Source organism: Tumebacillus amylolyticus (genome assembly GCF_016722965.1).
GTDB classification, from domain to species: Bacteria; Bacillota; Bacilli; order Tumebacillales; family Tumebacillaceae; genus Tumebacillus; species Tumebacillus amylolyticus.
Genome location: NZ_JAEQNB010000001.1, coordinates 527,076 through 545,164, shown reverse-complemented (window position 1 = coordinate 545,164; position 18,089 = coordinate 527,076). Strand labels below are relative to the sequence as shown.

The following is an 18,089-nucleotide window of genomic DNA, read 5'->3' as shown; positions in this document are numbered from 1 at the left end:
GCCTACAGCAGTCGCTCTTGCAAGATCCAATTGCGCAGGGTTTCTTTGTCGATCGGTTGATCCGTATGAGACGACACTTCACGGGGAAGTGTTTTGACCGCTTCCGGATATTCGTCATGACGCTCTCGGAACGGCGACGGGATGATGAACATCTCCGGAGTTTCAAACGATTGGCGAAGTTCGTCATCGGTCATCAACTCTTCGTACATTTTTTCCCCCGGACGCATGCCGGTCTCTAGAATCTCGACCTCATCGGTGATTCCGTGCTTACGGGTTCCTTCTTCGATCACGACTTCGGCGAGGTCGGACAGCCGCACCGTCGGCATCTTGAGAACAAACACTTCGCCGCCTTGGGACAGCAAGGTCGCTTTCAACATCAACGTAATCGCTTGGTTCGGCGTCATCATATAGCGCGTCATCGACATGTCGGTCACTGTGATCTGACGGCGTTCCACGATTTGCTTTTCAAACAAGGGGATGACCGAACCGCGCGAGCCCATCACGTTGCCAAAACGAACCGAGGCAAACACCGTCTGTTTCGGTCCCTTTTGGTACTCGGCAGCCGAGATCAACCGCTCCGCCGTTAACTTGGTCGCCCCGTACGTGTTGGTCGGGGAGATGGCTTTGTCCGTTGACGTGAACAGGACTTTCCGAACCCCGTTCTGGATCGCAGCTTGGATGACGTTCTGCGTCCCGATGACATTCGTCTGCACAGCTTCAAACGGATTGTACTCACAAAAAGGAACATGCTTCATGGCAGCCAAGTGGAAAACATAGTCGATATCTTCCATCGCCCGAGCCAACCGTTGCCCGTCCCGAACATCCCCGATCAAAAACCGCATCTGCGAGGCGTATTCGGAAAAATCCCTCTGCATCGTAAACTGCTTGTACTCATCTCGGCTGAAAATTCGAATGACCTGCGGGTTCTCACGAAGCAGATAGTCTGTCAACATATACCCGATCGTTCCCGTACCGCCGATGATCAGGATTTTTTTTCCTTGGTAATCCATCCTACTTCCTCCCGTGTACGAGCTCTCGTAACCGACCCCGCGCTACCTCTGCATCCACGTGTCGAACCTCATCTAGAAACGACTCCAATGTCACATGATGAAACCCTTCGATAAAAGCGCCACCCTCGGTCGCGTTGTACAGAGCAGCGCCCTGTCCGCTGGAACGACGTTGGAGATAATCGCGATAGACCACCAAGTTGCGCACCGTCGGGACGGTACCCGTGCGCCAGAAATTCTCAACGTGTACCGTCCCGCTCAGATCGGAAACTTCGCGCTCCATGTGAGCTCCTGTCACATGACTTTTCTGATCCGTATAGGCCAAGTCTTGCCCGATTAAACAAACCGGGTTCGCACCAAACTGCAAAACCAGTTCGAACAGCGCCGTCGAAACAGAGCCTCCCGTTTTCACGGTAGGTTCGTTCTGCTCCTGCGCTGCCCGCTCAGCTGGTTCGTACCCTTCTTGGTAGACGAGAAACGCCGGCCCGCGATGTTGCTGTGCCACACGATGATGCGCCGTACTCATGAAAAAGAAAGGCAATCGGTGTTCCTCAAGACCTTCCACTTGTTCCGCAACCTGTTCTTTTGGATCGATGATCATGAAGAAATCAGGCTCAACCCCCGCTTGTACGACCGGTTTCAAGGCCGTACCTACACAACCGACCAAACAGTGTTTCTTGGCTTCTTCTACCAGATGGAGATTCCTTTGCAAGGAAGGGCCCGCTGAAATCAGCAAAAACGGAATCTCTTCAAACTGACCTACAAACCGTGCGATACCAGGCTTGGAGAGGGAGACGTTTTTCTGGAAGTTTTCCTGCATCTGCTCTCCGAACGAAGACAACCCATTGAGAAACATCTTGTACCGAACCAGCAACTCTTGGAACGGCTGCAAATGCGGAGGCATCAGCCGAAGCGAAGGCTCATGGACGAGTAAAAACGGTCTCTGCTCCTCCCACGATTCGCTATAGCGCGCCAACTCCGAGATGTCCGCCGTCGCCTGTACGCGAATCCGGGGATTCTCCAACAGATCCGCCACTTCCGGTCTCTGAGACACCGAATGGAAAAATTCGAGGTTGGTTTCCCAAACCTCGATCAATTTCCCTTCCAACATCGGCTCTTTGAGCAAGGCTCGCAGATGGTGACCACAACCGAAGCCGTAGACAATCCAACTGTCAAAAGGTTCCTGCGCGACGGCAAGTTGTGCCTGCATCGTACGCTCTGCTTCACGTACAGGATCATACGGACTGTGCAACCAAAATTCACGGCCTTCCGCTTCGCAACGGCCTGTCAAAAGCCCTGTTTTCGACTCAGTGAATGCAACCCGTACCATTCACTACTTCCCTTCTACTTGTTCCAAGAAGGTTTGCAAGAGTGGTTTCAACTCATACTCCAGCAGATCAGGGAACAGCACCATGTCTTGGTTGGTAAGCGCTTCCTGCACCTCGACGAGCACTTCTTGCAACCGGGTTAGCTTCAACTGGCTAAGTTCTTCCGATTGAACGCTTTGAATCCCCGTTACAGCGTTCATCACCCACTGAACTCCTTCCAGCAGGGCGTTGAACAAAGGGACCCACGAATCTTGGCTGCTTTGCAGTTGGGATGCGATGTCTTCGCAAGCATGGATCAATTTTGGGAGATAGCCTTGCAAACTCTCTTTGGTCTCACTCACCAGTTGTTTCGTGTTCTCCATCTTCCAGTACCTCTCTCTCAAAATCATCCACTGAATATCCGAAATCCTTTGCCACCTGTTGGAAGCCCTGCTCATACGTCTCCTCCAATTGATGAGCAAAGAAGATTACGCGATGCATGAAGAAATCTTGGTACCGAAGAATCGTTTGCAACCGCTCCATAGAGCTGATGCGAGAGATCGGGTTTGACTTCACGTGCAAGTTGGCGATCAACGGACGGTAGAAAAATGCTGCGTACGGTTCTGCCAAGAAGTGGTGAATCAGTTTCTCCGTGTTACGAAGCACGCGTGCCGCTCTTGCCTCGACCAGATCCAATTTGCCGTTCTCGATGTCATCGTACAACTCTTTCAAGTTCTTGCGGTTGACGTCTGTCATCTCACGAATTTCTTTGTAGATTCGCTTGATTTCGTCTACGCGGTTGCAAAGCAACTGCAAGTAGACTTTCGGTTCATGATCGGGTATCGGAAGTTGATCGTACACGGTGGAAATAGAGGGAATCGGATTCTGGCAGTAGGTTTCCACAACGTCTTTGAAAGGAATTTGCTCACATCCTTCAATCCGTGCCCCGCCTTCTGTCGAATTGATCACTTGGATTCCTTCACCAAGTAGGTGAACCAAATTGTCCATCCATTGTTTAAAAATCGCCCAGAGGTCGCGCGACTTCACTTTGCCGCCGTAGTACCCGTCCAGATACACCGCATTGTTCTCATCTTCTTTCTCGGTTTTCAGAGGTTTTTGGATGCTCTCGATCTGTTGTTGATCCAGCCCCTTCGTTCCGTTCACATAGACACTGTCCTTGCTGTGCGTTTGCCCGGTTTCTGAGTAAGCCAAGTCTTGGCCGATGAACACGATCGGGTTTCCGCCCAAGTATTTTGCCAAGGAGAAATTCATGTGGGCGCTGGAATTGCCGGAATACATCTCACCAAAATCTCCGTGAAACAGTTCGTTCAAAAAACGACTGTGTGCAATGTTTGATTTAAAACTCGTGAATTGGTAGCGGTGCCATTTCTCATAGATCCGATGATCGATCAGCGAAAGCCCTACCAACGCTGTCTCTTGCGGAATTTCCAGCCCCGCGAGACTGATCTCATACGAGGGGGTTCCCCGCTCGAGGATGCTGACGAAGTCCGGCTCGATTCCGTTGTTCAAGAGAACCCGCAAGGTGGATTCTGCGCAAATGATAACGGCTTTCCCCTTGGCCTCTCGCAACAAAGGAATTTGCTTGTCCAGAGACGGTCCTGAAGCGACACAGATGATCGGCTTGTCCTTGTAAGCATTTTCGAGGTGTTTGAAGCGTTTCTCTTGGTTCATTATATATTTCAAATTCTTCAATTCGTTCGTGATCCCCATCAAGGTATCGTCCAACGAATTTCCGATATTGGTGACATTCAACTTTATGAAACCCGCCACAACTTCGTATGCACGGTCGAACAAGTCTTTGTTCCGGCGGATGGCCGGGAAGGTCCGCAATACTTCCGTTTGCATGAAGTAATAGCCAACCAACGAGTTACAAAATGCGGAGAGATATTCTTTCAGTTGTGCTTCTTCTCCACCAAAGAAAACGATGCGTTGTAAGTCTGCCGACTGGTAGCGGCTAAAATCAAATTCCGAAAGAAACGCTTTGATGAGTCGGAGATCCGGCTCGATGATAAATACCCACGAGTTGTCTGTTTTTCGTTCCAAAACGGTACGGATCAGTGCAGTTGAAGAGAGTCCAAATATGATATAGCCCGTGTTGTCGAAATTCACACCTTCCAAATAAACATCAGCTTCATGAACGGGGTCGTAAACGCTGGCTGAATAAAACTCTCGCCCTTGTTCATCGACCAATTTGAAGATCATGTCTTCGCCAACGTGCAGCGTCTCGACCGGTTCCAGTTGCTGTTCTTCGATCATTGCAAAAATATGTTGGTTGTATTCGTTCAAGCAGAGTTGGTTGGATTGGAAAGTTGTGTTCATGGTTGACTCCTATCTATCCAAGTTCTTCGATCAGGGGCGCCAGCTCGTGCTGGAACAGGTCTGCAACCAGAATGTAATCGTCATTTTGGAGGCAGTCCATAATCAAAGACAGCGTTTGGTTAACATCTTGCAATTGTTCTGACGACAATTTTTCTTGTGAAATCGCCTCTGATACAAATTCTCCCACGAGATCAACCGCCCGATTCAAATCTTGCACGGCGGAGTTGATTTCCATGCGGTAGAACTTAGAAGCTACTGCTTTCAACTCTGTTCCTAACAAATTCAAATCGCCTCCATACGTTCTTTTCGTTTAAAAAGAGCCAACCGTAATGGGTTGGCTCTTTTTGGACCAATTGGAGAACCAATTAGCGGAGAAGTTGAAGTACGCCTTGCGGTTGTTGGTTCGCTTGTGCGAGCATTGCTTGAGCCGCTTGGGACAGGATGTTGTCCTTGGTGAACTTCATCATTTCTTTCGCCATGTCAACGTCACGTACGCGGGATTCCGCAGCGGTGAGGTTCTCGGAAGAGGTGCTGAGGTTGTTGATGGTGTGCTCGAGACGGTTTTGGTAAGCACCAAGGTTCGCGCGTTCTTTGGAGACGGTGTTGATCGCGGAGTTGATGTTTGCAACTGCTGCTTCAGCATTCGCACGGATCGAAACGGTGATGCTACCGGAGTCAACTTTCAGGGAAGAAGCAGCCATTTGGTTGATGGAGAGGGTGATGGTTTGGCCGGAGTTCGCACCAACGTGGAAGTCAAGGGTCAGACCGGTCGCGAGGAGTTTCTTGGTGTTGAACTCGGTTTGGGTCGCGATACGGGTGATTTCTTTTTGAAGTTGGTTAACTTCGCCTGCGATCTTCGCACGGTCGGTGGTGGTGTAGGTACCGTTCGCGGATTGAACAGCCAACTCACGCATACGTTGCAGGATGTCGTGGGTTTCGTTCAGTGCGCCCTCAGCGGTTTGGATGAGGGAGATACCGTCTTGGGAGTTGCGGGATGCTTGGTCAAGACCACGGATCTGGCCACGCATTTTTTCGGAGATTGCCAGACCTGCTGCATCGTCGCCAGCGCGGTTGATGCGGAGACCGGAAGACAGTTTCTCCATGGATTTCGAAGCGTTTTCGGTGTTAGAGGTCAGACGGTTGTAGGTGTTCAGAGCGGTAAGGTTGTGGTTAATACGCATGATTTGTTTCCTCCCTGGAATTGTCGTCCCACGTCCTTGTGGGACCAATTTTTTGTAAGAGAATCTCTTACACTTTCTATATCGTCACGGGAGTTCGAAAGCTTAATCCCGTTGTAGGCCTGTTTGAGTCGAAAAATGGACCTCATGATTGATTATCTCAATCTAAGAGGCCCATTCTGCTAGTTTTCGTCTATTTTCGATTTTTTCTGCCACATTTTTTGCAGATCGGCCATCGGAGGCAATGTGGAGGCAAACGCACGTTGATTGGCTTGGCGGATCTCTTCATAGAGTTCCTTGCGAAACACGCGAATGGTTCGCGGCGCGTGAATCCCGATCTTGACGGTATCTCCTTCCTTCTCCAGCACGATCAATTCAACGTCTTCGCCAATCATAATTGATTCGCCTACTTTGCGTTTTAAGACCAGCACTTACTCCGCCTCCTTTTTCGGGAACATCGGAGTGCGCGATTGGTAGCCCGACTCATGCAGCACCACCTGCCGGCCCACTTTTGTGGTCGTGTTCAGCACGAGCGGCGCAAGCAAATTCATCGTGGATTGTTCCATTTCCTCTTCGGTGGTCACAGTGACCCAAATTTGCAAATCTGACGGCGCCGGATTGCCCAACGCTTGGGTGTCTTGTGCACTCAAATCGAATTCATAGGAAGGGTTGAAGACAAAGGGATCTGCGACTAATAAACAGATGCCGGGCTCGTCCTTGGCTTGCATGTACGCAAATGGCAAGGTCGCGTCTGTTTGCACCAAGACGTATTCGCGGATCACCTCAAATCCGTACAAACCGTCTGCAAACGTCAGGACCGCGTCACCCTCAACTTCCAATTTCCCCAGCACAACAGATGCAATCTCCATTCTGACGCCTCACTTTCTCCCAAAGGTAAACAAGAGGAGCGTGCCAACGGCTCCGCTCCTGCTCAGAACTCTCTATTCATGTATTGCCCCTTGACGTCAATCTGTAACCAGTTCTTCTGGTCGAGATAGACGTCCACCTTGCCCGGCGTGTAGTTGGTGATCGCCGCGTGCGGCGTGGCGTGAATTTCAGTGCCGCGAACTTCCCAGTGCAACTGGGTCTCATGCGGTTGATAGTGAATTCCCACCGGATTATAGCTTCCGGGATCAACATCTTGAATCGGCATCGGGCCGAGGTCTTGGTGCTCCAGAGCAAGGTCTGCGACGACATTGCGATGGTTCTGGATCGCCGCCATCTGGTTTCCGTCTTCCACGATTCGTCCAATTGCCTCCAGCACGATCTGCTTGGTCTGGCCGGCGACATCGGCGAGCATGTCGCCCGTCTTCTTAAATCCGAGGGCCCGCCGTGCGGTGTAGAGGTCAAGGTCCAGTTGACCCGGACCTTGGTCGATGGTCAGCACTGCAGGCTTCTGCGTGATCTCCATGTCGGCATGCGGTTGTTGCATGTCCCACTTGCCCGGAGTCGATTGGACGCCAATCCGCGCGTTTCCGTGCGACAGCTCAAGCCGCAACGATGTGCTTAACATCATTCCTCACCTCCCGGAAGTCCGTTCTGAATCTATTTCAGGAAGTCCACCAACGTCGGCACGATGATCTTGCCTCCGGTGGAGAGCGAAGCCTGCTGGACGTTCTCTGCCATTTTCATGTTCATGATCGCTTCGGCGACATCGACGTCAACCGTCTTGGATAGCAATCCTTGAACGTTCGTGTCATAGTCCTTCAAGCGGTTGGTAATCAAATCGATGCGGTTCATACGCGCTCCGACGTCCGACCAGACCGATTGAATTTTGTTCGAACGGTCTTGAACCTTGCCAAGCGCTTTCTCGATACCCGGCGCGTCGTCGGCGCGAAGCGCGGTTTCCAGAGATTTAAGCACGGCGAAGACGTTGTCGGAGTTGGCTTCATTACCAGCCGTGGTCGGCGGTCCGAACAGATCATCCGACAACACGTTGACCTCCATGTTTGCGCCCTCGCTCATCATGTAGGAAATCTTACCGCTATCCGTCTGCTGGTACGGCGCATTGGCGACGTCAAACGGTTGCAGGTCGGTCGTCTGCCCGTTGTAAATGTAGCGATCGTTGAACTTCGAGTTCCCAATCTGCACAACTTGCTCGTACAACTGGTGAACTTCATTGGCAATCGCCGTGCGTGCGTCGGACGGAATCGTTCCGGTTGCCCCTTGCACCGAAAGTTCACGGGCGCGTTGCAAGATGTCATTTATCTCACCGATGTTCGATTCCACGTATTCGAGCTGACTCTGCCCGTCATCGACGTTGCGCTGGTAGCGGTCATTACGAGAGATTTGCTGATCGTACCGCATCGCGTACCCGACGGCGATCGGGTCGTCGGACGGCTTGTTGAGTTTCTTCCCGGATGCCAATTGGTCTTGGTAGGTGGTCAAGCGGTCGTTGTTCAAGTTCAAATTGCGCATGAACTGGGAGTTCATCATACTTTGCGTGACTCGCATGGTCGCAAACGCCTCCTATCTCAAAAGATATCTAGTGGTTGTTGCCCAAATGGATGATCTGATCGAGAATGCTTTCCGCCGTGTTGACGACGCGTGCCGAAGCTGCATACGCCTGTTGGAAGCGGATCATGTTCGACATTTCCTCGTCGAGAGAAACGCCGGAGATCGATTGACGGCGGTTGTCGATCTGGGCCAAAAGCGCGTCTTGGTTTTTCACTTGACGTTCTGCCGTCTGCGCTTGGAGACCGAGCGAACCGACCTGCGCACGCATGTAGTCGTTGACGGAGCCCTTGGCGAGAATGGCACCGTTGGGCGGCAACCCCTGCTTGAAGTCGATCGTCGCCGAAACGGACTCCCCGAGCATGAACGCGAGGTCGCCGTTGCCGTCCTTGACTTGAGTTTTGCCGTTCACGTCAACATAGGTCGCATTAGACGACGCGATGTTTCGCACATCGTCGAGGATCGCCTGTGACACTTTGATGTTCGTCGCGTTGAAAACGGTCGATTTGTCGGTGGTCTCAAACAGCACACCGGCATTCGACGTCGGTTGGGTGGCCGTGTAGCCGAATTGGTGCAGTTGGTTCAGACCTTGGAACGTGATCGTCGTGCCCTTGGTCAGCGTGCGATACGTCGGGTCGAGGTTCGTGCCCGCCGCAACTTTCGTTCCATCAGCCAGCGTAATGTCATAAGGCAAGGTGGTAACCGCGCTGTCGAACGTATAGTCGCCCGGCAACTTCGATTCGATCTTGCCGTTGACCATCCCGTTGATCATCGAGTTCAGTTGGTCCTTGAAACCGGAAATGATGGTGCTGCGCGAGAACATCATCCCGCCGATTTGACCGCTGGTCACCGGGAACGAAGTGGTGTTCGTGGTCGCATCGTACGTCAATTGCACCGGAGTTCCGGCCCCTTGCAAGATGATCGTGTTGCCCACGGAGAGCTGGTAGGTCCCGTCCGGCAATTCCTGACCGGAGACACCCGCCGACTTGGACAATTGGTCAACGAGATAGTCGCGTTGGTCGCGCAAGTCGTTCGCTTTGTCTCCGAGGACTTCGAGCGTGGTGATCTGCTTGTTGATGCCGCTGATCTGCGCGGTCAACGTGTTGAACTCGCTGACTTTGGCGTTGACGTTGTCCGCGACATCGGTGTCGAGTTCGTTCAACTTCGAGCCGACCGTATTGAACGCTTCCACCAAGTCGATGGTCGCTTGGCGAACGGTGTTGCGCGACGCCATGTCCTTATTACGGCCGAGCGTCTGCCACGAGAGGAAGAAGTTGTCCATAACTTTCGACATCCCGGTATCGGACGGTTCGTTGAAGATCGCTTGCAACTTGTCCAACGTGTCTTGGCGAATCTCCCATTCTCCGGACGTGGTGTTCTCGTTGCGGAATTGTGCATCGAGGAAAAACTCGCGCATCCGCGTGATTTGACCTGCGACGACACCGGTGCCTTGCTGGCCGACTTCGGTCGATTTGCCAAGGCCCGGCACTTCCATCGACGGCGTGGTGACAAAGTCGACTCGCTGACGGGAATAGCCCGGCGTGTTGGCGTTGGCCACGTTCTGCGACACGGTGTTCAGGCCCGATTGTTGAGCGAACAGGCCGCGCTTGCCGATTTCAAGGTTAAAAAATGTAGATGACATGGAGTACCTCCGTTACGCTTTGGAATCGAAGTATGAGACTCGACCTTGCTGATACGGGTTGTTCGCGAGCGTCTGCCCGGTGCCGCCGTACTGCGGAACGGTCGGCGATTCGGTCAGTGCTTCCACGGTCGATTGAATGAAATCAAGGGACTGTTGGATCAGCATCTGATTGAGGTCGTTCAAGTCCTTGAGTTTGAGGATCACATCGCGCAACTTCTCGGTGAGTTGCGTGATTCGCGCCCGCTCTTCGGGAGTTTCCGCAAACTCTGCCACGCGCTGCGCGGTCAGTTGGTCGGGACGAAGCCCGGCCCGAACGGCGAGCAGGCGACCCGCGCCTTGGCGTTCCGACTCCAACCGCTCAATACGGTGGATGTGTCCTGTCTCTTCTTGGACGATGGCGTTCAAAGAGTCCATGTCGTTCTCGACCAGGACTTTTTTCTTGCGCTCTGCGAGTTCGAGCAGTTGTTGATGTTCACGCAACAGGGCTTCGACGACCGAAAACAAAGGCTTCAACACGCTCACCGCAAAGTCTCCTCTCTAGTTCTCACCGTAGGCTTCCAGCATCTTGCGAACCACGGCGTTCGTTTCCACATGGTACGTTCCCTCTTGGACTTGACGCTTCACTTCTGCGAGACGCTCGGCGTGCTCGGCGCTGTCCGTCTGGGAAAGCTCGCGAGCTTTCTCAAGCGCTTCCGAAGAAATCGAAACGCCGTCTTGCTTGGAATAAGTTGAAGCATACGTATTCTTATCGTTGTCCGCTACACGGTTTGCTTGTTGGTACTTCTGCACCTGAGAGATGCGATTGCTGTCATTGATCTTCATAAGGAATCACCTCACAATAAAAAAACCGATACTTGGATAACCCCTGTATCGGTTCAAGGAAGTATTTGATTAAGGCGTAGAAAAAGCCGTTTGGAGAAAACACCAGCGTCTATCTCACGTATTCTCTCTCTCTCTCGTTGAAAGCACTGTCTAGCGTTCACGTTTATGGAAGTAATCCGTTCGAGCGCTTTTGTCCCCTGATTGGCGCAATTCTTCACGGGTGCTGCTCAGGCCCTTCTGCAATTTGTCCTTGCAAGGTTTGCAGTACCTGTCGTGTTGAATCGCGGTCCCACAGTTGTCGCACGGATAGGCGAGGTTCGGGTTGTCAATCGGCGTGATCCGACCTTCACGGATGAAGCGGATAATCATGCTGACTTCGACTCCGGTCCCATCGCTTACTTCATAGATTGTCGCACGGCGGTTGTCTTTCAAATAATCGCGTATGAGAAAGAACTTCTCGTCGTCTTCTTTGTTGCATTCCGCGCAGATTTCGAGATGCATTCGGTTAAAAAGTTTCCCGCAGCGTTTGCAGTTCGCGAGTGCCATACTCCACCCTCCTCTCCCATTCGCTGTTTATTATAGCAGACCTCTCCGCGTTACAAAAGATGAATACGTCCTACAAAACCCCACTCATAACTAAAACAGCGTTATGACCGCCAAAGCCCAGCGACTGCGACATCGCCAAATCAACGCGCGCTTCTCGGGCGAAATTGGGCACAGTATCGAGATCGCAGTTGGGGTCGGGCACATGATAATTGATCGTCGGCGGCAAAAAACTTCCTTGCATCGCCAGAATGGTCGCGATCGCTTCCACGGCCCCCGCCGCTCCGAGCAAGTGCCCGGTCATCGACTTGGTGGAGGAGAGCGGCACGAGGTCCGCGTGCGGGCCGAGTGCCTTTTTCACGGCGAGGGTTTCGAAGCGGTCGTTGAGTTCGGTTGACGTGCCGTGGGCGTTGATGTAGTCGAGGTCGGACGGGGCGACGCCCGATTCTCGCAGAGCGAGTGAGATCGCTTCGGAGAGTCCGATCCCGGTCGGGACGGTGATGTGGTCGGCGTCGGCCGTTTGTGCGTACCCGAGAATTTCGGCGAGGATCGGGGCGTTGCGTGCGCGAGCGTGCTCCTGTGCTTCGAGGATGAGAACGCCTGCGCCCTCGCCCATCACATAGCCGTCGCGCGTTCGGTCAAACGGTCGGCAGGCAGTAGACGGGTCGTCCCAGCGTTCGCTCATCGCTTTGGACGAGCAGACGCCGGCGAAGGAAGTCGGAGTGAACGGAGCCTCCGCTCCGCCTGTGATCACCGCGTCGCAACGACCCTCGCGAATCCATTGCACGGCCTCGCCGATGGCAATCGTTCCCGACGTACAGGCGGCCGAGATCGTACCAATCGGCCCGGCTGCACCGCTTAGTTTGGCGAGTGAGTGCCCGAGCGGAGACGAGCCGAAGCAAGGGATCAACTGCGAGAAAAGCGCAGAGAGCTCGGGGACCTCGCCGTTAGGAAAAAGGAACCCGCTGGCGGTCGGGTTCCTTTTTTCCCGCAACGTGTGGGCGAGTTCCCATTCGCGAATCGCGCCGCGCGACGTCCCGAGGAGCACGCCGAGACGGGTTGGATCGACCCGGCCTTGCAGGTTCGCTTGGTTCCACGCCTCCTGAAACGCCAAGCTCGCAAAATGAACGGAGCGCAACTGAGCCCCGTGTGAAAAAAGCGGCACTTCGCCGCCGCCCTTCGTGCGCAGGAGGGACGTATCCAGTTGCGTCAAGGTTTGGATACCGCTTCGGCCCGCGCGCAATGCCTCGGCAAAAAGCGGCACCCCCACGCCAAACGGCGTGACGGCGCCGATTCCGGTGACGACGACGCGTCGAGTTGAGGTTGATTTCATCGTGCTCTACCACCTGTACATTCGATTGTCGGCTGCAAAAACTTGCCCGCTGAGCGTCGCCGCAGAGTCTGTGGTCAGCCATTCGACCAGCGCCGACGCTTCCTCCGGTGTCTGCATGCGTTGCAGCGGAATTTGAGCGAGCAAGGAGGCTTGTTCGGAATCTGTGAGTGCATTCGTCATCGCCGATTCTGTGACGGACGGCGCGACGGCGTTGATCGTGATGCCGTATGGAAGTTCTTCGAGAGCGGCAGACTTGACCAGTCCGATCAGCGCCGCTTTGCTCGCCGCATACGCCGATTGTCCCGCCCGACCGTGCAGGGCGGCATAGGAGGTCAGCGCAACGATGCGTCCAAAGCGATGGTTTCGCATCGTCGGGAGGCAGGCTTGCAAGAGACGAAACATCGCAGTCGTGTGCAGATGCAACGACTCGTCGAAGTCGGAGTCCTTGGTTTGAATCAAAAGTTTGTCACGCGCCATCCCCGCGCAGTGGACGAGGATGTCGAGTCGTCCCCGCGAGTCGAGGATGCGTCGGACGGCGAGGTGTGTGGCATCCCGATCCAACAGGTCGAGCGGGAGTGCTTCCGCTTGAATCGCGTACGTTTCGCGAAGATACGCAGCTCTTTGCTCCGCGAGTTCCCGATGCGACCGATATGCGAGAAAAACGTCTTCGCCACGCTGTGCGAGCCGTTCTGCAACGGCACCGCCAATCGCGCCGGATGCCCCGGTGATCAGCGCCACACGACGAGGTCGCTCCGGCACGCGCGGTCCCTCAACTCCGAATTCGCGCATACCACACCACCCCTTCTGCGATTTTGCGCGTGCCTTGCCAGACGGTGCCCTGGCGTTTGCCGATGCCGCGTTTTTCACCGAGCAGGGTGACTTCGGCGGACAGGGGTTCGACTACGCTTCCCTCCCCCAACAGGGTGAAGGAGTCGAGTCCGGTCATCAGCGTTTTTTCCCCCTCCGGAACTCCGGCGAGCACCGCCAAAGCTCCCGTCTGCGCGAGAAATTCAGCCGCGTACCAGAGCGGCACGTTTTTCAACTGCCCCGCTCCGAGCGCCTGCAAGTCAACGCTTGGCACATGCGAAATCGCCCGCGCCAACTCCCCCGGCACCAACTCCACCACCTCGTCCACGAACAAAAAAGGCGCTCGATGCGCCAAGATACGCAACACCTCAGGAGACGCCATCTATGCATTCCTCATTTCGGATTGTTAACCAAACAAGCGATACACGTTAACAAATACAGTCTAAAGCCTCTACCTCGCCAACGTCAACACGTACACCGCCCTCGCCCCGGCCTCATGCAGTTTTTTAGCGCAGGCGTTGGCCGTTGATCCTGTTGTGTAGACGTCATCGACGAGGCAAACGACCTCACCCGCCACGAGCTCCGCGTCCTTCGACAGCCCGAGCGATTCCCCCATTCCCTCCAACCGTTGCTCTCGATCCCGCGCAATCTGGGCGCGGCGCTCGCCTTGCCACGTCAAAGCTTCGCAAACCCTCACCCTCACCAGCCCGCCCAACTTCCTCGCCAACAACTCCGCCTGATTGAACCCGCGCTCTCGACGCTTCTCCTCCGCCATCGGCACGGGGACCAGACACGACACCCCTTTGTCCACCAGCTCTGCCGCCCACACGTCAGCCAAATACTCAGCAAGGATCGGAAGCAACTCCGTGCGACGGTCCTTTTTGACCGCGAGAATCAACTCTCGGAGTTTCCCGCGATACGGCCCATACGAGCACGCTTTGAGAAAAAACGACTCCGACCTTCGGCGGCAATCGTAGCAAATCGCCCGCGTGAGACTTTTGCGCCCGCACAGACGACAAAGAGGCGGTGCGCTTCTCTGGACTTGGGCCAGACAGGGAGCGCAAACCGCCTCTTCGGGGTTCTGTATGAAGTTTTGGCGGCAGAGCAGGCAGCGGGGAGGCTCGGGAAACAGCAGTCCGAGCAACGCCTCCCGCCAACTCTGATTTCTCATCGAACGGCGTAGATGACGGCGAGCAGTCCGGGACCAACGTGCGTGCCGACGACCGGCCCGAGTTGGCTCAGTTCCAGAACAGCTGTCGGGATTGCTTCCTGCACTTGCGCGAGGAACGCTTCGCCGTCCGCTTTGACGTCCGAATAGACGATCGAGGCGACGAGTTTGTCGTTCTCGCCGACTTTCTCTTGCAAGAGCTCGATGACGCGGGCGAGCGCTTTTTTGCGGGTACGAACTTTTTCGAACATTTCCAGTTTGCCGTCGTTGACGCGCAGCACCGGCTTGACTTGCAGGAGCGAGCCGAGCATCGCCGATACGCCGGAGACGCGGCCGCCGCGATGCAAGTGTTCCAAGGAATCCACGACAAAGTACGCACCGACACGGTCGCGCAGTTCCAGCACGCGGGAGACGATTTCGTCCTTGGGCAGACCTTCCTCGCGAAGTTTGGCAACTTCCAAAACCATGTGAGCCTGTCCCCATGCGGTGATCTTGGAATCGATGACCGTGATGTCGCCGCCGACCATGCGAGCGGCGGTTTCCGCCGAGTTCACCGTTCCCGAGAGTCCGCTGGAAAGCAGGACGGCGATAACAGAGTCGTGCGTTTGAAGCAGTTTTTCAAAGGCGACGACGAGATCGCCCACGACCGGTTGCGACGTGGTCGGCAGGGCTTTCTCCGAAGCGAGTCGTTTGTAAAAATCATCCGAGGAGATGTCCACACCCTCGCGGAAACTTTCATTGCCAAAATTCACCATCAGCGGAACCACGGTGATGTCGTACTTCTCAATCATATCGCTCGGCATGTACGCCGCACTGTCTGTAACCAACGCGATTTTGCTCATGGAAGAAACCCTCCTATGTAAAAATCAGTCCATACTTTCTCGAATCCGTGCATCCAGTATACCCGATTTAGCAAAATCACCCAAGGGGAAGTTGGATGAAAAAAAACAGCACGTCCGCTCCTCGGCGGATGTGCTGTTTTTATAGTTGCGGGAGTTGCTTGGGCAAGTAGACTTTGAACTGACTGCCCAACCCGACTTGAGAACTCACTTCCACGCGTCCGTGATGCCCTTCGACGATGTGCTTGACGATCGAGAGGCCGAGCCCTGTGCCGCCCGAACGGCGGGCGCGGGCTTTGTCCACACGGTAGAAGCGCTCAAACAAGCGCGGGAGGTCTTCCTCGGGAATCCCGATTCCGGTGTCACAGACTTGGATCAACACTTCTTCGCCCGCGTCCTCGACATGGACGGTGACGTTCCCGCCCGACGGCGTGTAGGCAATCGCGTTGCCAAGCAAGTTGATCAACACCTGCGACACCCGATCTCCGTCCGCTTCAAACTCGACCCCGCTCGCAGGCATCTCAAAACGAAGCGTAACTCCCGCCTGCTCCGCTTGGTGTCGATAGCGCAACACCGTGCGCTCCGCCAATTTCACCAAATCGACCGGCCCATAGTGGAACTGGATATGTCCCGACTCGATCTTGGAAAGTTCCAGCAATTCATTGATCAAACGGGTCAGCCGAGTCGATTCGTCGAGGATGATCTGCAAAAACTGCTTGGAAATCTCCGGGTTGTCCATCGCCCCGTCCAACAACGTCTCCGCAAATCCGCGGACCGCCGTAATCGGTGTGCGCAATTCGTGGGAGACGTTCGCGACGAACTCACTTCGCATGCGCTCCAACCGTCGCCAGTCCGACACGTCATGCATCAGCACGACCGCCCCCGCGATTCGGTTGTAGTTGGACTGAATCGGGGAGATGTACACTTCGACGGTGCGCTCCACCGGCTTGAAGAACGTGACTTCCTTCATCTGCTCCGTCCCGACGAGAATGGCTTCGTCGATCAGCGAGGACAACCCGAAATTGCCGCCCGCTTCCCAGTGCCACTTTTGCATCACGTCGTCCGCTTTGATCCCGATCAGCTTTTCAGCCGCCGGGTTGACCATCGTCACGCGGCCTGAGCGGTCCACGACGAATACGCCGGAGACCAAGTGCGTGAGAATCCCTTCGACTTTGCCTTTTTGCTGCGTGAGGTCTTCGATCTGGTCGGAGAGGCGTGCCGCCATCGCGTTGATCGAGTCTGCCATGACGCCGAGTTCATCGCGTCCGCGCTGGTAGATACGTTCGTCAAAAGCGCCCTTGGCGATTTTGCGCGTGGTGTTCGTGATCGCTTCAATCGGCGCGGCGATGCCGTGCGCAAATCGCAACCCGAACAACGAGGCCAGCACGGCGACGATCAACAGCGAGAGACCGATGCGACCCCAAAGCCACGTCAGCGTATCATGCGCGACTTCGAGCGGCACCGCCATGCGCACGACCGCAATCGGGCCGTCATCATCCAGCACCGGCACGGCGAGATAGAACATGTTGAATTGCGTGTACGGTGCCTTGCGCACGTTGGTGCCCGTCGTGCCGTGCACCGCAGCCGAGACTTCGGGCAACTGCAACTGGTTCTCGGAGGAATCGCTGTCCAGTCGGGAATCGACCAGCACATTGCCTTTCGTATCGAGAATCGTGACACGACCGCCCGTTTCAAGCGATGTGCGCGAGACGATGTCATGCAAGTCTTCGAAGGTGCGGGTGTCTTGGTTGACGTTCAGATACGGCACGACCCATTTGGCGAGCAGCGAGGTTTCTTCTTTGACGCGATCTTGCATGGAGTCCATGTACATTTTTTCGATAAATTGCAGGGTGTACACCCCGAAGACCGAGAGGGCCAACCCGATCAAGACCACGTAGGTCAGGACGATCCGACCGCGAATTCCCCGCAGCTTCCTCATTCGCTTCGGACGAGTTTGTAGCCGACACCGCGCACGGTTTTGATGTACTCCGGCTGTTTCGGGTCGCGCTCCAACTTGTCTCGCAAGTGCGAGATGTGAACATCGACGATGCGGGTGTCCCCGGCAAACTCATAGCCCCAGACTTTGTCCAGCAGATGGTCGCGGCTCATCACGCGTCCGGTGTGCTTGGCGAGGAAGTGGAGCAGTTCAAACTCCCGCGGAGTCAGATCGACACGGTCGCCGCGAATCGAAACTTCATAGCGGTTCACGTCGAGGATGATGTCGCCGCAGTTGTACACGCCTTCCTCTTCGGTGCTGTCTTCGTTCGCACGGCGCAGGACCGCTTTGACGCGGGCGACGAGTTCGCGGGGCGAGAACGGCTTGGTCACGTAGTCGTCGGCGCCCATTTCCAGTCCCAAGATGCGGTCGACTTCGTCTTCCTTCGCTGTGAGCATGATGATCGGGGTGGAGATGCCTTCCTTGCGCAGTCGTTGGCAGAGTTCCATGCCGCCGATGCCCGGAAGCATCAGGTCGAGCACGACCAAGTCCGGGCGCGGCGTCTCTTGCAAAATTTCATACGCGCGCGTGCCGGTGTCGGCCGTCTGAACTTCAAAGCCCGCTTGCTGCAAATTGTACTCCACCAGTTTGGAAATCGATTCTTCGTCATCTACCACCAGAATGCGGGAAGCCGCCATGGGGACACCTCCTAG

21 protein-coding genes are annotated in these 18,089 nt (G+C 54.9%); all 21 read right to left on the bottom strand.

All coding sequences use genetic code 11. From position 1 onward, the window contains the following. Nucleotides 1-2: 2 nt before the first annotated feature. Entirely contained in the window at nucleotides 3-1,010 is a 1,008-nt protein-coding gene (locus tag JJB07_RS02580) for a polysaccharide biosynthesis protein (RefSeq protein ID WP_201630853.1), read from the bottom strand. A 1-nt stretch (nucleotide 1,011) separates the two neighbouring features. After that, nucleotides 1,012-2,337 carry a motility associated factor glycosyltransferase family protein gene (locus tag JJB07_RS02575; protein WP_201630851.1) on the bottom strand — a complete coding sequence of 442 codons (1,326 nt, stop codon included), beginning with the start codon at nucleotides 2,335-2,337 and terminating at the stop codon, nucleotides 1,012-1,014. A 3-nt stretch (nucleotides 2,338-2,340) separates the two neighbouring features. After that, nucleotides 2,341-2,697 carry a DUF8042 domain-containing protein gene (locus JJB07_RS02570; protein ID WP_201630849.1) on the bottom strand — a complete coding sequence of 119 codons (357 nt, stop codon included), beginning with the start codon at nucleotides 2,695-2,697 and terminating at the stop codon, nucleotides 2,341-2,343. After that, nucleotides 2,669-4,654: a motility associated factor glycosyltransferase family protein gene (locus JJB07_RS02565; RefSeq protein ID WP_201630847.1), complete on the bottom strand. Its 1,986-nt coding sequence runs from the start codon at nucleotides 4,652-4,654 to the stop codon at nucleotides 2,669-2,671. Before JJB07_RS02565 ends, JJB07_RS02570 begins: the two co-directional genes overlap by 29 nt. A gap of 13 nt (nucleotides 4,655-4,667) precedes the next feature. Next, entirely contained in the window at nucleotides 4,668-4,934 is a 267-nt protein-coding gene (locus tag JJB07_RS02560; RefSeq protein ID WP_201630845.1) for a DUF8042 domain-containing protein, read from the bottom strand. Nucleotides 4,935-5,019: 85 nt separating this feature from the next. Further along, nucleotides 5,020-5,835, bottom strand: coding sequence for a flagellin Hag (hag, locus tag JJB07_RS02555; protein ID WP_201630843.1), 816 nt, complete (start codon nucleotides 5,833-5,835; stop codon nucleotides 5,020-5,022). Between the two features lie 179 nt (nucleotides 5,836-6,014). After that, nucleotides 6,015-6,263, bottom strand: a complete 249-nt coding sequence (gene csrA, locus JJB07_RS02550; RefSeq protein WP_201630835.1) for a carbon storage regulator CsrA — start codon at nucleotides 6,261-6,263, stop codon at nucleotides 6,015-6,017. After that, nucleotides 6,264-6,701, bottom strand: coding sequence for a flagellar assembly protein FliW (fliW, locus tag JJB07_RS02545; protein WP_201630833.1), 438 nt, complete (start codon nucleotides 6,699-6,701; stop codon nucleotides 6,264-6,266). Nucleotides 6,702-6,763: 62 nt separating this feature from the next. Beyond that, nucleotides 6,764-7,348, bottom strand: coding sequence for a DUF6470 family protein (locus JJB07_RS02540; RefSeq protein WP_201630832.1), 585 nt, complete (start codon nucleotides 7,346-7,348; stop codon nucleotides 6,764-6,766). 29 nt (nucleotides 7,349-7,377) lie between these two features. Beyond that, on the bottom strand, nucleotides 7,378-8,286 hold the full coding sequence (flgL, locus tag JJB07_RS02535; protein ID WP_201630831.1) for a flagellar hook-associated protein FlgL: 909 nt from the start codon (nucleotides 8,284-8,286) through the stop codon (nucleotides 7,378-7,380). Between the two features lie 31 nt (nucleotides 8,287-8,317). Then, nucleotides 8,318-9,928, bottom strand: coding sequence for a flagellar hook-associated protein FlgK (gene flgK / locus JJB07_RS02530; protein ID WP_201630830.1), 1,611 nt, complete (start codon nucleotides 9,926-9,928; stop codon nucleotides 8,318-8,320). A gap of 12 nt (nucleotides 9,929-9,940) precedes the next feature. Next, nucleotides 9,941-10,450 (bottom strand): flagellar export chaperone FlgN, encoded by a 510-nt coding sequence (locus JJB07_RS02525; protein WP_201630829.1) that lies wholly within the window; start codon nucleotides 10,448-10,450, stop codon nucleotides 9,941-9,943. A 15-nt stretch (nucleotides 10,451-10,465) separates the two neighbouring features. Further along, entirely contained in the window at nucleotides 10,466-10,750 is a 285-nt protein-coding gene (locus JJB07_RS02520) for a flagellar biosynthesis anti-sigma factor FlgM (protein ID WP_201630828.1), read from the bottom strand. A gap of 150 nt (nucleotides 10,751-10,900) precedes the next feature. Beyond that, nucleotides 10,901-11,296, bottom strand: a complete 396-nt coding sequence (locus JJB07_RS02515; RefSeq protein WP_201630827.1) for a TIGR03826 family flagellar region protein — start codon at nucleotides 11,294-11,296, stop codon at nucleotides 10,901-10,903. A 70-nt stretch (nucleotides 11,297-11,366) separates the two neighbouring features. After that, nucleotides 11,367-12,626, bottom strand: coding sequence for a beta-ketoacyl-[acyl-carrier-protein] synthase family protein (locus tag JJB07_RS02510; RefSeq protein WP_201630826.1), 1,260 nt, complete (start codon nucleotides 12,624-12,626; stop codon nucleotides 11,367-11,369). A 6-nt stretch (nucleotides 12,627-12,632) separates the two neighbouring features. Further along, nucleotides 12,633-13,415, bottom strand: coding sequence for an SDR family oxidoreductase (locus JJB07_RS02505; protein ID WP_201630824.1), 783 nt, complete (start codon nucleotides 13,413-13,415; stop codon nucleotides 12,633-12,635). Then, the gene (locus tag JJB07_RS02500; protein WP_201630822.1) at nucleotides 13,396-13,815 is read right to left on the bottom strand and encodes a hotdog family protein; all 420 of its coding nucleotides are present in this window, start codon (nucleotides 13,813-13,815) and stop codon (nucleotides 13,396-13,398) included. Before JJB07_RS02500 ends, JJB07_RS02505 begins: the two co-directional genes overlap by 20 nt. A 69-nt stretch (nucleotides 13,816-13,884) precedes the next feature. Further along, entirely contained in the window at nucleotides 13,885-14,577 is a 693-nt protein-coding gene (locus JJB07_RS02495; RefSeq protein WP_201630820.1) for a ComFC family protein, read from the bottom strand. 23 nt (nucleotides 14,578-14,600) lie between these two features. Continuing rightward, nucleotides 14,601-15,443 (bottom strand): DegV family protein, encoded by an 843-nt coding sequence (locus JJB07_RS02490; protein ID WP_201630818.1) that lies wholly within the window; start codon nucleotides 15,441-15,443, stop codon nucleotides 14,601-14,603. Between the two features lie 139 nt (nucleotides 15,444-15,582). Continuing rightward, complete coding sequence (gene pnpS / locus JJB07_RS02485) at nucleotides 15,583-17,379, bottom strand: two-component system histidine kinase PnpS (protein ID WP_201630816.1); 1,797 nt, start codon at nucleotides 17,377-17,379, stop codon at nucleotides 15,583-15,585. After that, a complete protein-coding gene (locus tag JJB07_RS02480) occupies nucleotides 17,376-18,074 on the bottom strand; it encodes a response regulator transcription factor (RefSeq protein WP_201630814.1) in 699 nt (232 codons plus the stop codon). The genes pnpS and JJB07_RS02480 overlap by 4 nt, the downstream gene beginning before the upstream one ends. Nucleotides 18,075-18,089: the final 15 nt, after the last annotated feature.

Excerpts from the sequence above, each read along its gene's own strand:
- JJB07_RS02510 (WP_201630826.1), bottom strand. The coding sequence starts at position 12,626 with ATGAAATCAACCTCAACTCGACGCGTCGTCGTCACCGGAATCGGCGCC.
- JJB07_RS02540 (WP_201630832.1), bottom strand. The coding sequence starts at position 7,348 with ATGATGTTAAGCACATCGTTGCGGCTTGAGCTGTCGCACGGAAACGCG.
- JJB07_RS02520 (WP_201630828.1), bottom strand. The coding sequence starts at position 10,750 with ATGAAGATCAATGACAGCAATCGCATCTCTCAGGTGCAGAAGTACCAA.
- JJB07_RS02515 (WP_201630827.1), bottom strand. The coding sequence starts at position 11,296 with ATGGCACTCGCGAACTGCAAACGCTGCGGGAAACTTTTTAACCGAATG.
- hag (WP_201630843.1), bottom strand. The coding sequence starts at position 5,835 with ATGCGTATTAACCACAACCTTACCGCTCTGAACACCTACAACCGTCTG.
- pnpS (WP_201630816.1), bottom strand. The coding sequence starts at position 17,379 with ATGAGGAAGCTGCGGGGAATTCGCGGTCGGATCGTCCTGACCTACGTG.
- JJB07_RS02575 (WP_201630851.1), bottom strand. The coding sequence starts at position 2,337 with ATGGTACGGGTTGCATTCACTGAGTCGAAAACAGGGCTTTTGACAGGC.
- flgK (WP_201630830.1), bottom strand. The coding sequence starts at position 9,928 with ATGTCATCTACATTTTTTAACCTTGAAATCGGCAAGCGCGGCCTGTTC.
- JJB07_RS02500 (WP_201630822.1), bottom strand. The coding sequence starts at position 13,815 with ATGGCGTCTCCTGAGGTGTTGCGTATCTTGGCGCATCGAGCGCCTTTT.
- JJB07_RS02505 (WP_201630824.1), bottom strand. The coding sequence starts at position 13,415 with ATGCGCGAATTCGGAGTTGAGGGACCGCGCGTGCCGGAGCGACCTCGT.
- flgL (WP_201630831.1), bottom strand. The coding sequence starts at position 8,286 with ATGCGAGTCACGCAAAGTATGATGAACTCCCAGTTCATGCGCAATTTG.
- JJB07_RS02480 (WP_201630814.1), bottom strand. The coding sequence starts at position 18,074 with ATGGCGGCTTCCCGCATTCTGGTGGTAGATGACGAAGAATCGATTTCC.
- JJB07_RS02580 (WP_201630853.1), bottom strand. The coding sequence starts at position 1,010 with ATGGATTACCAAGGAAAAAAAATCCTGATCATCGGCGGTACGGGAACG.
- fliW (WP_201630833.1), bottom strand. The coding sequence starts at position 6,701 with ATGGAGATTGCATCTGTTGTGCTGGGGAAATTGGAAGTTGAGGGTGAC.
- JJB07_RS02570 (WP_201630849.1), bottom strand. The coding sequence starts at position 2,697 with ATGGAGAACACGAAACAACTGGTGAGTGAGACCAAAGAGAGTTTGCAA.
- JJB07_RS02565 (WP_201630847.1), bottom strand. The coding sequence starts at position 4,654 with ATGAACACAACTTTCCAATCCAACCAACTCTGCTTGAACGAATACAAC.
- JJB07_RS02490 (WP_201630818.1), bottom strand. The coding sequence starts at position 15,443 with ATGAGCAAAATCGCGTTGGTTACAGACAGTGCGGCGTACATGCCGAGC.